The following is a 14,628-nucleotide window of genomic DNA, read 5'->3' as shown; positions in this document are numbered from 1 at the left end:
GTCATTAGTCCAAATTACCAAAAATACCTGACAATTTGCCTTCAAGGGCTTTAGGTAGTTATTAAAAGACTTTGTTAAAATTTGTTGATAAATAGTACGCTTTCGCGAAAGCGTGAACCCTTAAAAAACCTTCAAAATGCTTACATTGCTAGCTAGTAAAATTTTGACATAAAATCTAATCAATTTATATATGGCTGCAGGAGAAAAGCTGATCTCGATTAATATTGAAGATGAAATGAAATCTGCTTACATCGATTACTCGATGTCGGTTATCGTGTCACGTGCATTACCCGATGTACGCGATGGTCTTAAACCAGTACACCGTCGTGTTCTTTTTGGGATGCACGAGTTAGGAATACGAGCAAGCGGTGCTCATAAAAAAAGTGCTAGAATAGTAGGAGAAGTATTAGGTAAGTATCACCCACACGGAGATACCTCTGTATATGACGCTATGGTGCGTATGGCTCAAGAATGGAGCTTACGTTACATGCTCGTAGATGGTCAAGGTAACTTTGGGTCTGTGGATGGTGATAGCCCAGCAGCAATGCGTTATACGGAGGCTAGAATGCAAAAGATATCTGAGGATATGCTTGCAGATATTGATAAGGACACTGTAGATCATCAACTTAACTTTGATGATACTCTTAAGGAGCCTACGGTGCTTCCTACAAGAGTGCCAGGCTTACTTATTAATGGCGCTTCTGGTATTGCAGTAGGTATGGCGACAAATATGCCTCCACACAACCTTTCTGAAGTTGTAGACGGTATTCATGCTTACATAGATAACAATGATGTTACTATAGATGAACTAATGGAGCATGTAAAAGCTCCAGATTTTCCTACTGGTGGTACCATTTATGGTTATGACGGAGTAAGAGAAGCTTTTAAAACTGGTCGTGGTCGTGTTGTAATGCGTGCAAAGGCAGAGTTTGAAGAAGTTAAAGGTCGTGAGTGTATCATCGTTACGGAGATACCATATCAAGTCAATAAGGCAGATATGATTAAGAAAACGGCAGATATGATTAACGATAAGAAGATCGAAGGGATCTCTGCTATTCGTGATGAATCTGACCGTAATGGAATGCGTATCGTTTATGTAATTAAACGTGATGGTATTCCTAATATCGTTCTTAATAAATTATATAAATATACTGCACTACAATCTTCTTTTAGTGTTAATAATATTGCCTTAGTTAATGGACGTCCTGAGATGCTTAATCTTAAGGACATGATTCATCATTTTGTAGAACACCGTCACGTAGTGGTTGTGAGACGTACAGAATACTTGCTTAAAAAAGCTGAAGATCGTGCTCACATTCTAGAGGGACTTATCATAGCATCTGATAATATAGATGAAGTAATTGCAATTATACGTGCAAGTGCAAACGGTGATGAAGCTCGTAACAACTTAATCGAACGCTTTAAGCTTTCTGAAATTCAAGCAAAGGCGATTGTAGAGATGCGTTTACGTCAACTTACAGGTCTGGAACAAGACAAGTTGCGTACAGAGTATGACGAGATCATGAAAACTATTGATGATTTAAAGGATATTCTTGCTCATAAAGAACGTCGTATGACGATCATTAGAGAAGAGCTTCAAGAAATCAAAGATAAATATGGTGATGAGCGTCGTTCTGTTATTGAGTATGCTGGAGGAGATGTGAGTATCACAGATCTTATTCCAGATGAGAAAGTGGTAATTACCATTTCAAATGCTGGATATATTAAGAGAACTTCACTTACAGAATATAAAACACAAAATAGAGGAGGAGTAGGTACAAAAGCATCTACTACTCGTAATGAGGATTTTCTAGAGCATTTATTTGTGGGTACAAACCACCAGTACATGTTATTCTTCACACAAAAAGGAAAATGTTTCTGGATGCGTGTATTTGAAATTCCAGAAGGCAGTAAAACTTCAAAAGGTCGTGCGATTCAAAATCTTATCAATATAGAGCAAGATGATGAAGTAAAAGCATTTGTATGTACCGGTGATTTAAAAGATGAGGAATACATCAATAATCACTTTATAATCATGGCTACTAAAAAAGGACAAGTGAAGAAGACGGCTTTAGAGCAATATTCTCGTCCTCGTACTAATGGTATTAATGCAATTACCATTAAGGATGATGATGAATTACTATCTGCAAAACTTACTACAGGAGAAAGTCAAGTAATGCTTGCACTTAAGTCTGGTAAGGCGATACGCTTTGAGGAAAGCAAGACAAGACCTATGGGAAGAAACGCTTCTGGCGTTCGTGGCATAACTCTTGCAAATGATCAAGACGAGGTCATAGGTATGGTTTCTGTAAATGACGTAGAAAGCAATATTCTAGTTGTTTCAGAAAAAGGATATGGTAAGCGTAGTAGTCTTGAAGATTACAGAATTACTAACCGTGGAGGAAAAGGTGTAAAAACTATTTCTGTAACAGAGAAAACCGGTGAACTTGTAGCTATTAAAAATGTAACAGATGATGATGATCTTATGATTATCAATAAATCTGGTATTGCCATAAGAATGGAAGTAGCTTCTCTTAGAGTTATGGGTAGAGCAACACAAGGTGTTAGACTTATAAATCTTAAAGGAAATGATTCTATTGCAGCTGTTGCCAAAGTAAAAAGCGACGATGATGCAATAGATGAAGAAGATCTAGAAGGAGTAGTAGGTGAAACTACTGAGAACCCTACTGGAGAGTCAACAGCCCAAGAACAAAACTCATCTGATGAAGAGGAGTAGCGATAATCAAGGGTTGATAAAAAAGTAGTAATTTTGAAACCCTTATATTAATTAAACCATTACAATGAAAAGTAAACTATTTTTAGCAATAGCACTTGCCGCAACATCAATGGCATTTGCACAGAAAAAGGAAGTAAAAGCTATAGAGAAGGCTATTAAGTCTGGAAGCTATACTGAAGCAAAAACGCTACTAGGAGCTGCCGAAGCTCTGACAGCTAATATGGATGAGAAAACAAAAGAGAAGTTCATGCTTCTTAAAGCTCAGGCATATTTAGGAGTAGATAATCAAAATCAAGAGGATCTAGAAAAAGCAGCAATGGCTTATTCAGATCTAAAGGATACTAAGTATAGTAATGAAGCAGAAGCAGGTCTTGCAAATGTTACAAATGCTTATATCAATGGTGCAGTAGCAGATCAAAATGGTCAAGATTATGCAAGTGCAGCAACAAAACTTGAAAAAGCATATAACTTAAGTAAGAAGGATACTGTATACTTATACTTTGCGGCATCAAATGCAATCAATGGAAAAGATTACGATACTGCATTAGGTTATTATGAGCAGCTTAAAGACTTAGGTTTTAAAGGAAGAGAAGTTTCTTACGTAGCAACTAATGTTGAGACAAGCGAAGTTGAAAATTTTCCAAGCAAGCAAGAAAGAGATCTTCAAGTACTTGCTAAAACTCACGTAAAACCAGAAGAGCAGTTAGGAGATTCTAAAAGTGCAGAAATAGCAAAAAACATCGCTCTTATCTACATCTCTAAGGATGAAAATGAAAAGGCGCTTGCTGCAATGGCAGATGCTCGTAAAGAGAATCCAGATGATATCTTATTATTACGTTCTGAGGCAGACATCTACCTTAAAATGAAGAGAATGGATAAGTATCAAGAAGTAATTGCAAAAGTTCTTGAAAAAGACCCTAACAATCCAGAATTATTATATAACCTAGGTGTAAGTTCTGATCAACAAGGAAATAAGGAAAAGGCAAAGGAATATTACATGAAGGCTGTTGAACTTGATCCTACATATGCTGCAGCTTATAATAACATTGCTGTTCTTATCTTATCTGATGAGCGTGCAATTGTGGATGAGATGAATAGTTTAGGAACTTCAAAAGCAGACTATGACAAGTATGATGCTTTAAAACTTAAACGTCAGGATGTTTACAAGAATGCTGTTCCTTACTTAGAAAAAGCATTAGCAGCAAAGCCTGATTACCTTGATGTAGCAAGATCTCTATACGGAATCTATGAGCAACTAGGTGAAACATCTAAGGCAGATGCAATGAAAGCAAACATTGAAAAACTAGAAGGAGGAAACTAATCTTCTATCTTCTATAAATTAAAATAGCCACTCATTTGAGTGGCTATTTTTTTGTGAGATATTTTAAATCTAAACTATATAATTTTCTTAATCACTCTTAATTTATGAGTGTGTACACCCTTATGTACATTATAAATACCAGAATGATCTAAGCGATCAATTCTCACTTCTCCATGAGCGTGTATGATATAATTATCTTCCATAATAATACCTACGTGTGTAATTAATCCCTCTGCATTGTCAAAAAATGCTAGATCACCAGGTTCACTTTCCTCTATAAAACTTAACGCCTCACCTTGTGTTGCTTGTTGTGAAGCATCCCTTTTAAGTTCAAAGCCATTAAGTCGATACACCATTTGAGTAAAACCACTACAATCTATACCAAAGGTTGTCCTTCCGCCCCATAAATATGGAGTTTTTAGATAGAGTAGTGCCGTTTCCACAAGCTGCGTTCTGGATGTTTTTCCAGTGTGACTATTGCCATCATAAGAATCTTTAAGAAGCGCAATATTTTCAACAGAAGAACCTAGCACTACCGTAAGTAGTTGGTTATGTTCTGTTGTGATAAATTGTACAGGATCTGTGGTGAGTGTGGTTTGTTTCGCTTTCGCGAAAGCGTACTCCTCCTCACTAATCTCTACGTATTGCTTATTATCAATCCATCCCTCATATTTATCATGAGAAAGTTTAATACGGCTCCATTGCTTGCGTTGCTCCACAACCTTAAAATGTTCACCATATAGAACTTGATTTACAAGTTCGCTAGGATCCGAAGGTTCGGCGCGCATAGGGACTATACTAAGCTGGCAAATACCGTATCGCATAGGGTATAACTATTCTTATTTGTGATTTTCTATTACCATGGCTGAAGCACCTCCACCACCATTACAAATCGCGGCAGCACCTAGTGTTGCGTCGTTTTGCTTCAGGACATTCATAAGTGTAATAAGAATACGCACTCCACTACATCCTAATGGATGTCCTAAAGAAACAGCTCCTCCATTTACATTTACGTTTTCGTCTGTTAAGCCTAATATTTTCATATTTGCTAGACCTACTACAGAGAATGCTTCATTAAACTCAAAAAACTCAATATCGCTTTGAGCTACACCTGCCTTTGCAAGAGCCTTAGGTAATGCTTTTGAAGGTGCAGTAGTAAACCACTCTGGCTCATGTGCAGCATCTGCATAACTTTTTATAGTACAAAGTGGAGTAAGGTTAAGCTCTTTTGCTCTTTCTTCACTCATTACGATTACAGCACCAGCGCCATCGTTAATTGTAGATGCATTTGCAGCAGTTACTGTTCCGTCTTTTGAGAATGCAGGACGTAAAGCAGGAATTTTTTCCATTTTTACATTTGTAAATTCTTCATCGCGAGATACGATAACATCATCTCCACGTCTTTGTGGTACTGGAACTGGTACTACTTCATTATCAAACTTTCCAGCTTCCCAAGCAGCAGCACTACGCTTATAAGATTGGATAGCATAAGCATCTTGATCTTCACGTGAGAATTTATATTCAGTTGCACATGCATCTGCACATACACCCATCGCGTTACCATCATAAGCATCTACAAGACCGTCTTTTTGCATACCGTCTACCATAGTCTGCGGTCCAAATTTATGTCCATTACGTAACTGAACATAATGAGGAATAAGACTCATATTTTCCATTCCACCAGCAACAACAATATCTGCATCTCCTAGAGCAATTGCTTGTGCAGCCATCATAACAGCTTTCATTCCTGAAGCACATACTTTATTTACAGTAGTACAAGGTACAGTATCTGGTATTCCAGCTCCTAGTGCAGCTTGTCTTGCAGGTGCTTGACCTACACCAGCTTGTACCACGTTACCCATATATACTTCACTTACAAGTGAAGGGTCAAGGTTAATTTTATCTAAAGCGCCTTTTATAGCGATTGATCCAAGTTTACTAGCAGTAACAGAGGATAAAGCTCCCATGAAACTCCCTATCGGTGTGCGTGCAGCCGCAACTATAACAACGTTCTTACTCATATATTTGTGTGTTTGAAGTACTAAATTTTTCTCTTGCGAATGTAAGGAAAATTTGAAGATTTTAGAATCTATAGCGACGCTCTAAGTGGTATATCAAGCGATAATAATTTAGTACTTTAGCTTCATACTAGACAACCCTATGAGCAGCACTGCACAAAAGTTTTATAAACATCAAGATCTCATCTACAAGCTCTTGCTTGTCTTCATTTGTGCAGGATTTATTGTTTATTTTTTTCCGAAAAGCGGAAAATTCCAATACGAGATTCAAAAGGGATTTCCATGGCAGTATGAAAATCTTTATGCAGATGAGGATTTTGCTATTTTAAAAAGTGCTACAGAACTAGAAGAAGAACGTAGTCAGGTAAAGTCTCAATCTGCAGTGTACTTTAATTATAATCAAGGCATTGTAGATAACATCATAGCATCTTATGATGAAAATTTTGATAAGGTATTTCCTGATAGTATTGATTATCAATTTCCAAAACCAGAATTGAGAAGGTATGGAAGTAATTTGCTAAAGGGAGTTTACAAAACTGGTGTTATAAAAAACAAACCTGTCTATGATTCTGGCCGACTTATTTTCATAAAAAAAGGAAATGAAGTGTATGAAATGAGGTTAAACCAAATTTCAGTACTTAATAATGTAACAGATGATCTTACATCTGTCATTGAGAATGGTGCTTATGCAGCATACTCTAATAAATACCTTCAGCTTTATTTTGATGGACTAGAAGCAAATGTTTCGTTAGATGAAGTTCTTACAAAGGAGACACTTGATATAGAGCTTGGTCAGATTTCAGAAACACGCAATATAGTACCTAAGGGAAGTATTGTGATAGCAAGAGGAGAACTCGTAGAAGGTGATAATCTGCAAAAATTACTATCTCTAAAAGCCAAATACGAGTCGCAAAACATAAGTGATTCGCGTTATAATTGGGTGCTCTTTGGATACATCTTGTTAGTGCTGCTAGCACTCGTAATGTTGCTTCTTTTTATACGAACTTATCGACTTTCTGTATTTTTAAATAATACTAAAGTAACCTTTATATTTTTCAATGTTCTAGTGATGGTGCTTCTTACAACGATAGTTGTGAAGTGGAGTCCTCAGTATGTATATGCTGTACCTATGTGTATACTACCACTCATTATCAAAGCATTTTTTGACGCTCGATTGGGACTTTTTACACATGTAATTGCAATACTATTATTAGGATTTATAGTGCCAGATAGTTTTGAATATTTTTTCTTACAAGTCATTGCAGGTATTGTAACTATTTTAACAATACCGGAATTATATAAAAGAGCAAATCTCTTTATCTCCATAGGTCAAATTACACTCATTTATATTCTAGCATATTTTGCATTTAATATTATAAGTGAAGGTGGAATGGAGGGGCTGCAGTGGGAAGACTTTGGTATGTTTTTACTCGCTGGTCTAGCAACACTATTTGTACAGCCGCTCATCTATATTTATGAAAAGGTTTTTGGTTTGGTGAGTGATGTTTCACTATTAGAATTATCAGATACTAACTCAAAGCTTCTCAAGCGCCTCGCAGATGAAGCTCCTGGTACTTTTCACCATAGTCTCAATGTAGCAAACTTATCTGAAGCAGCAGCAAATGAAATAGGTGCAAACGCCATGCTTGTTAGGGTAGGAGCTCTTTATCATGATATTGGTAAAATAGAAAATCCCACAGATTTTACAGAAAACCAAGCTACAGGTATTAATAGTCACGATGATTTATCTCCAAAAGAAAGTGCACGCATTATCATAGATCACGTGATCAATGGAATTGAACTAGCACGCAAATACAATTTACCAGATCGTGTAATCGATTTTATACGTACGCATCACGGTACCAGTACTGTACAGTATTTTTATTTTAAGGAAAAGGAAATTAATGAGGACACACTAATCACAGATTTTCAATATCCAGGACCGTTACCTTTTAGTAAAGAAACTGCGATATTAATGATGGCAGATAGTGTAGAGGCTGCTTCCAAGAGTCTTAAAAATCCAACTTCAACACTTATAGATGCTTTTGTAGAAAAGATAATCAAGAAGCAAATGGATGAAGGGCAGTTTCTTAATGCAAATATTACATTCAAAGAAATTCAGCAGATTAAGAAAGTACTTAAAAAGAAGCTTAATAACATTTATCACCTCAGGATTGAATATCCAGAGTAGGAGGTAGATTAAAAAAAATATTCTAACGGAGTAGTATTAGTTAGTAACGCTTTCGCGAAAGCGTAAAAAAAAAACGAGATACAAATTAATGTATCTCGTTTTATATTTAGACTAAGTTTCTTATCTCAACTTAGGAAAACTAGAAGGATTAACTTCGTTCATCATACTGTATATTTTCTCAAATATATCATCTGCCGAAGGTTTAGAGAAGTAATCTCCATCTGTACCATACGCTGGTCTATGTGCTTTAGCAGTCATCGTTTCTGGCTTGCTATCTAGATATTTGTAAGCATCTTGCTCATTTAATACCGCATTAAGTAAGTAAGCACTAGCTCCACCTGGCATATCTTCATCTATAACGATAAAACGATTTGTCTTTTTAATACTCTCAATAACATCGTGATTAAGGTCAAATGGTAATAAGGATTGAGCATCAATTACTTCGATGTTGATACCTACAGTTAGAAGTTCTTTTGCAACTTCCATAACGATACGCAGTGTACTTCCGTAAGAAAGGACTGTGATATCTGTCCCTTCTTTTACAGTTTCGACAACACCTATTGGAGTTTTAAATTCTCCTATGTTAGTAGGCAAGTTTTCTTTTAAACGGTAACCGTTTAAGCACTCAACAACTAGTGCAGGCTCATCACTTTCTAATAGTGTGTTATAAAAACCAGCAGCTTTCACCATGTTACGAGGAGTAAGAATGTACATACCTCTAAGAAGATGTACGATGGCTCCCATTTGTGATCCACTGTGCCATATTCCCTCTAGTCTGTGACCTCGAGTTCTTACGATAAGTGGTGCTTTTTGTTTACCATGAGTTCTGTAGCGTAGAGTTGCTAGATCATCACTCATAATCTGGATTGCATATAGAATATAATCAAGGTATTGAATTTCGGCAATAGGGCGTAAGCCTCTCATCGCCATTCCTATTCCTTGACCAAGTATCGTTGCTTCACGTATTCCTACATCGGCAACTCTATGCTCTCCGTATTTCTCTTGCATTCCTTCTAGCCCTTGGTTTACATCACCAATGGCTCCAGCATCTTCTCCAAAAACAAGTGTATTAGGATATTTGCTAAAGATAGCATCAAAGTTATCTCTTAAGATAACGCGACCATCTACAAGGTTTTCTTCTCCATAAGTAGGGGCAACAGCCTCTATTGAAGTCGCACCATTGCCATTTTCATTGTATAAGTGTGCGCTGTACTGTGGTTGAATTGTTGCAATATAGTTATCAATCCATGCTGCGAGTTCTTTGTGAGTATCAGATTCCTCACCTATAGTAAGACGTAAAGCTTTACGCGCTGTACTAAGTAAATCACATTTGAGAGATTCCTTATTTTCTACCAGCTTTTCAAAAAGCGGCTTTATAAAACTACCATTACTAGAGTTTTTAATGAGTGCCTCTAATATTGATGTTATTTTTTCTTTTTCACTTTTAATAGGTCTTAAAAATGCTTCCCAAGCAGCTTTCTTGCCATCTCGCACTTTCTTTTTAAGATCTTTATCTATAACAGTAAGTTCTTCGTCTGTAGCTAGACCTTGATCAATAAGCCAGCTTCTGAACTGTACATTACAGTCATTCTCACGTTCCCATTGTAATCTATCTTGATCTTTATAGCGTTCATGAGATCCAGAAGTAGAGTGCCCTTGAGGCTGTGTAAGCTCAACAACATGAACTAAAACTGGTACATGCTCTTCACGGGCTATTTTTCCAGCACGTTCATATGCATCTACTAGTGCAGGATAATCCCATCCGTTTACTTTAATAATCTCATATCCCTTATCTTCTTCGTCTCTCTGGAAACCAGCAAGAATTTTAGAGATACTCTCTTTTGTAGTTTGGTGTCTAGCGTGAACAGAAATTCCGTATTCATCATCCCAAACACTTATTACCATAGGTACTTGAAGTACACCTGCAGCATTTATAGTTTCAAAGAATAAACCTTCACTTGTACTAGCATTACCTATCGTTCCCCAAGCAACTTCATCACCATTATGTGAGAAGTTTTCTTTCTGAGTTTCGGCAACGTTTCTGTATACTTTTGAAGCTTGCGCAAGTCCTAAAAGTCTAGGCATCTGTCCAGCAGTAGGAGAGATGTCTGAGCTTGAATTCTTTTGAGCTAGTAAGTTTTTCCAGTTACCGTCATTATCAAGACTGTGTGTTGCAAAGTGACCACCCATTTGCTTTCCAGCACTCATAGGGTCAAATGCTATATCTGTATGTGCGTATAAACCAGCAAAAAACTCTTCTATAGATAAATGGTCTATGGCCATCATGAACGTTTGATCTCTGTAATATCCAGATCTAAAGTCACCATTTTTAAAAGCGCGTGCCCATGCTAACTGTGGAAGCTCCTTTCCATCACCAAAAATTCCAAATTTTGCCTTTCCTGTAAGGACTTCTCTACGTCCTAAAAGACTACATTCTCTACTAGTAACAGCGATTCGATAATCTTCAAGAACAGATTCTTTAAAGTCATCATAAGATAATGCTGCTTTGGTATTAGAAGTAATTGCCATAAGTTTAAAAGATTTGATTGTAAAAATAGCCAAAACATATCCACAATGCAATATGTAGCTGCGTTAAATACTTATAATTTTCGCATTAGAAGTGCTTTTTACGCAGTCCATTTTCAACAAAAGTCAAGATTTTTTGATTTTATTAAGAATATGACAACTTAAACGGTTCTTTTTGAGAATCTTTAGTACCACTTTCGTGAAAAAAGTCTTATCACCGTATCAAAACTTATTTGTAGTTGGAACCTAATCTTCTGATCATAGTTAGGTTGGCCTATTTCCCAGCCTAAATTAGAGTACAAAGGAAAATATAGTTCGAAGTAGTCATCAAGTAGACTTACTTGAATCCCAGAGTCATACACAAGTCTTCCGTTTGCTTTCTTATTTTTAACTACACCAACATCGCCATAAGCATAAAAATACTTCCAGAGGGTAGTACTTGCATTTGCTGTAAACATCCAGTCATTTGCAAATACAGGGGCTACATCATCAAGCTGTGATTTAAAACCACCCTCGGCAATGATAATTTGTTGAGAGAATAAACCGCTATCTTCAGATCGCCCATAGTAGTTATAATCAAATAAATAATCTGTTGGTCGATCTAGCGCAAAGCTAAAAAAGTTGCCATCTGCCTGTGTATTGTTGTAGGTAAATACACCGCCAAATAAGCGCACATTTAATTGTCTATTGTTAAGGAAGAGTCTTCTATAAAATATATTACCAGATACTTTCCCGAAGTTTTTTGCAAACTGTAAATCTCCTGTAACGTTTAGTGTATGAATAATTCCCGGATTTGATCTTGTGTATCTTAAGTTAAGTACATCATAATTAGGAGTAGGTAATGCGATTAGGGGATCTTCTTGTCGTTGTACACTTACAAATCGTGCAGATGCACTCTGGCGCTTATTTGACCTAAGGTTAGAAGTTCTAAAAGACATATTTACAAACGGTGTAACTCTTGTAAACAATAAATCTGGTGCATAAGAAAAACGATTTCCAGAAATCCCATATCTCAATGCGTAGAGACCTTGATTTTGATAGTCATGTCTATACGATACAGAAGCGCTACCTATAAGCTTTTTAGACTTTAAACCTATTTGAGGTTCTATTTTGTAATTAAGAGCTTTTGTTAAAAGTGTTTTATTGTAGAGCTTCACGCCAGGAATAAAACCATCATATATATTAAACTGAGCAACGGGCATTACAAACAACTGATTCTTTGCAGGGTTTTCAAAATCTTGCAAGAATTTGAGTTGTACGGGTTTATCCACGCTCAAAAAAGCATTGGGTTTCTCGTAGTTGTTTCTCAGGTTATTTTCAGGAATGATATTCTCATAATTTAAGACAAACCTATCTGCTTCTTCTTTTGAGTATGCAAGTGTTTCTATTTTCTGAGTGCCAGAAACCCAGCGCTTACTTGTAAGACTGTCATTCTTAAAGCTATAGATGGAAATAGGAGAGGAGCGTCGCTCTTTCTTTTTTACATCAACATAAATAGAATCGCCTTTAACCTTAGAATTTTTTAAGGCATAATCTAGTCGTTTATTAGAAGTTATGTAATCTTTAAAAAACCAATCTACATCCTTGTTAATTTGAGCATTGACTTCTTTTTCAAACTGCGATGATCTGAGTGGTTGAGACTTATATTTTTGATAAAAATTCTTAATAATCCCATCAAGTTTATTATCTCCTATGTAATCATTGAGGTAATTAAGTCCTACGCCACTTTTGTACGACGTGCCTATATTCTTGTTGTATTTAATTAGCTCGTCGTAGGGTGTATCTAGCGGTTGATCAAGATTTAATCTAGATATATGAGTAGATAAAATATTAAACTGATCATTAAATTCAAGTTCTGAAGCATAGAACTGTCGCACAAGCCAGTATTTTTCTAAAGAGCCTACGACCTTTAGATCAGGATAATAAGTGTCCATGTAATTTTGTAACATGTAAACTTTAATGCCATCTATAAGCCATCTATCGGTTCTTGGATTAACTAGAAGTGTATTGTTTACATAGTTGTTGATCGTTGTCTTGAGAAGCTTAATTTCATATTGAAAACCATCTGGGAACGGACTTATAAAACTAGGTAGCTGATTAAGCCCATATACTGGTTGTTCTTTATAGTCAAGATCTGTAACAAGAATTTTATCAAAGGGATACTGGCCTAAATTTTTATGCAAATGACCTGCAATGCGGTCAGATATTAAAGCTCTTAAGGGTGAAGGGATTCTGTAGTCATGCAGATTAGATACAATGGTTACATAATCTGTTTGAACCTCTTCATAGTTTGAGTTTTTAAGTAAAAAGATCTTAGCATCTGTGCGATTTTTACCTGTAAGCACAGTAAGTCTCTCACCTTGAATATGTGAACTGCTAATGTCATTTTGCTCAAGGTCTGTTACTAGCTGATATCCTCTTGGAATAGAAAATTGTAAGCGTATATCTGTTCGGGGAAAATAACGATCGTTAAGATTCTTGTTGCTATAATACTCCCAGCCATTGTTATATACGGCAGGTGTTACAAACCAATATCTCAAGTTATAATCACCATTTTTAGTAATCCCGTAGTCTGTAAATTTTACATCTGGAAGTACTACAGTATAATCAAGGGTCATTCTTACAGAAGCACCTGGCAATAGCGGTTCATGCAACAAAACCTTTATGATATCAGGGTGTTTTTTGGGTCTTGTGTATTGAAGTATAGTTCCCTGACCTGCAATAGAAGTCATTTTAGTAAAACCACGATCACTATCAGGTGCAAGATGAAATTTCTTATCAAAAGACTCAGAAAATCTCTTTGCTAGTGGTGTGGTTTTACTAGAAAAACTATGTGCCCAGTCTGTTAAGTATACATCATTCCACACATCACTAGACGTATTTGTGATAGTAATTGTATGATTGAGATGTATAGCTCTTTCATCTGGAATTAATTGTGCATTAATTTCCATGGTATGTTGACTCGTGGCTAATACACTTAAGAGAAGCAATGAGATAAAAGCATACAGAGATTTTAGGGTGTGTCTCAACTAGAAAAGGGATGTGTTAATTTGTAATAGAAAAAGCTGTTTTTGTTTTACTGTTATATGTAGTTTTCACGCTTTCGCGAAAGCGTAACACCTTTAGAAATTAGGACTCAATTGGTATTCATCATAGAAGTTATTAAGCACCTCAATTACCTCATCTGAAGTATCTACAAGGTGTATAAGATCCATATCTCCAGCGCTGATGTTCTGGAAACTATCAAGTAAAGTTGTCTTTACCCAATCCATAAGTCCTCCCCAAAATTCTGTGCCAACAAGAATAATAGGAAACTTCTGAATTTTATGTGTTTGAATAAGTGTGATTGCCTCAAAAAGTTCATCAAGAGTACCAAAACCTCCTGGCATTACTACAAATCCCTGTGAGTACTTTACAAACATCACTTTACGCACGAAGAAGTAGTCAAAGTCTAAACTCTTATCACTATCGATATATGGATTGTCGTGTTGCTCAAAAGGAAGTTCAATGTTAAGTCCTACAGATGTTCCTCCTGCAAGGTGTGCACCGCGGTTACCCGCTTCCATGATACCTGGACCACCACCAGTAATTACACCATAACCGTTATCTGCAATTTTTTCGGCAACTTCGGTAGCTAGTTTGTAATACTTATTATCTGGTTTAGTTCTCGCACTTCCAAAAATGGATACACATGGACCTATACGGCTCATTTTTTCAAATCCATTTACAAATTCTCCCATTATCTTAAAGATAGCCCAAGAATCATTTGTTTTTTTCTCGTTCCAGCCTTTAGGTCTATTTTCGTTGCTCATAATTATATTTAGTGTTGTTAATT

At 36.3% G+C, this 14,628-nt stretch carries 8 protein-coding genes; 3 read left to right on the top strand and 5 right to left on the bottom strand.

Going from position 1 to position 14,628, the window contains the following annotated elements; genetic code table 11:
* The first annotated feature begins 190 nt into the window (after positions 1-190).
* Both gyrA and ACJJVU_RS10025 read left to right on the top strand, forming a co-directional pair.
* The gene (gyrA, locus tag ACJJVU_RS10030; RefSeq protein ID WP_405224856.1) at positions 191-2,737 is read left to right on the top strand and encodes a DNA gyrase subunit A; all 2,547 of its coding nucleotides are present in this window, start codon (positions 191-193) and stop codon (positions 2,735-2,737) included.
* 64 nt (positions 2,738-2,801) lie between these two features.
* Positions 2,802-4,058 carry a tetratricopeptide repeat protein gene (locus tag ACJJVU_RS10025; RefSeq protein WP_405224853.1) on the top strand — a complete coding sequence of 419 codons (1,257 nt, stop codon included), beginning with the start codon at positions 2,802-2,804 and terminating at the stop codon, positions 4,056-4,058.
* A 74-nt stretch (positions 4,059-4,132) separates the two neighbouring features.
* Here ACJJVU_RS10025 and ACJJVU_RS10020 read toward each other — a convergent pair whose 3' ends face one another.
* Positions 4,133-4,882, bottom strand: a complete 750-nt coding sequence (locus ACJJVU_RS10020; protein WP_405224850.1) for an NlpC/P60 family protein — start codon at positions 4,880-4,882, stop codon at positions 4,133-4,135.
* A 15-nt stretch (positions 4,883-4,897) separates the two neighbouring features.
* Positions 4,898-6,079, bottom strand: a complete 1,182-nt coding sequence (locus tag ACJJVU_RS10015; RefSeq protein ID WP_339844582.1) for an acetyl-CoA C-acyltransferase — start codon at positions 6,077-6,079, stop codon at positions 4,898-4,900.
* 139 nt (positions 6,080-6,218) lie between these two features.
* Here ACJJVU_RS10015 and ACJJVU_RS10010 point away from each other — a divergent pair, with 139 nt between their 5' ends.
* A complete protein-coding gene (locus ACJJVU_RS10010; RefSeq protein WP_405224846.1) occupies positions 6,219-8,267 on the top strand; it encodes an HD family phosphohydrolase in 2,049 nt (682 codons plus the stop codon).
* A gap of 120 nt (positions 8,268-8,387) precedes the next feature.
* Here the strand turns inward: ACJJVU_RS10010 and ACJJVU_RS10005 are convergent, their stop codons facing one another.
* The 3 genes from ACJJVU_RS10005 to ACJJVU_RS09995 all read right to left on the bottom strand — a co-directional run bounded on the left by ACJJVU_RS10005 (position 8,388) and on the right by ACJJVU_RS09995 (position 14,605).
* Complete coding sequence (locus ACJJVU_RS10005; protein WP_405224843.1) at positions 8,388-10,796, bottom strand: thiamine pyrophosphate-dependent enzyme; 2,409 nt, start codon at positions 10,794-10,796, stop codon at positions 8,388-8,390.
* Positions 10,797-10,978: 182 nt separating this feature from the next.
* Complete coding sequence (locus ACJJVU_RS10000) at positions 10,979-13,744, bottom strand: metalloprotease (RefSeq protein ID WP_405224840.1); 2,766 nt, start codon at positions 13,742-13,744, stop codon at positions 10,979-10,981.
* 171 nt (positions 13,745-13,915) lie between these two features.
* Entirely contained in the window at positions 13,916-14,605 is a 690-nt protein-coding gene (locus ACJJVU_RS09995) for a TIGR00730 family Rossman fold protein (protein ID WP_035337030.1), read from the bottom strand.
* Between the last annotated feature and the right edge of the window lie 23 nt (positions 14,606-14,628).

The sequence above is a fragment of the Dokdonia sp. Asnod1-B02 genome, from assembly GCF_045063955.1.
Lineage (GTDB): Bacteria > Bacteroidota > Bacteroidia > Flavobacteriales > Flavobacteriaceae > Dokdonia.
Note: the sequence above shows the minus strand (reverse complement) of the source record. Positions and strands in the feature narration are given on the sequence as shown.

Coding starts and splice junctions, on each gene's coding strand:
- gyrA (WP_405224856.1), top strand. CDS start 191: ATGGCTGCAGGAGAAAAGCTGATCTCGATTAATATTGAAGATGAAATG.
- ACJJVU_RS10025 (WP_405224853.1), top strand. CDS start 2,802: ATGAAAAGTAAACTATTTTTAGCAATAGCACTTGCCGCAACATCAATG.
- ACJJVU_RS10020 (WP_405224850.1), bottom strand. CDS start 4,882: ATGCGATACGGTATTTGCCAGCTTAGTATAGTCCCTATGCGCGCCGAA.
- ACJJVU_RS10015 (WP_339844582.1), bottom strand. CDS start 6,079: ATGAGTAAGAACGTTGTTATAGTTGCGGCTGCACGCACACCGATAGGG.
- ACJJVU_RS10010 (WP_405224846.1), top strand. CDS start 6,219: ATGAGCAGCACTGCACAAAAGTTTTATAAACATCAAGATCTCATCTAC.
- ACJJVU_RS10005 (WP_405224843.1), bottom strand. CDS start 10,796: ATGGCAATTACTTCTAATACCAAAGCAGCATTATCTTATGATGACTTT.
- ACJJVU_RS10000 (WP_405224840.1), bottom strand. CDS start 13,744: ATGGAAATTAATGCACAATTAATTCCAGATGAAAGAGCTATACATCTC.
- ACJJVU_RS09995 (WP_035337030.1), bottom strand. CDS start 14,605: ATGAGCAACGAAAATAGACCTAAAGGCTGGAACGAGAAAAAAACAAAT.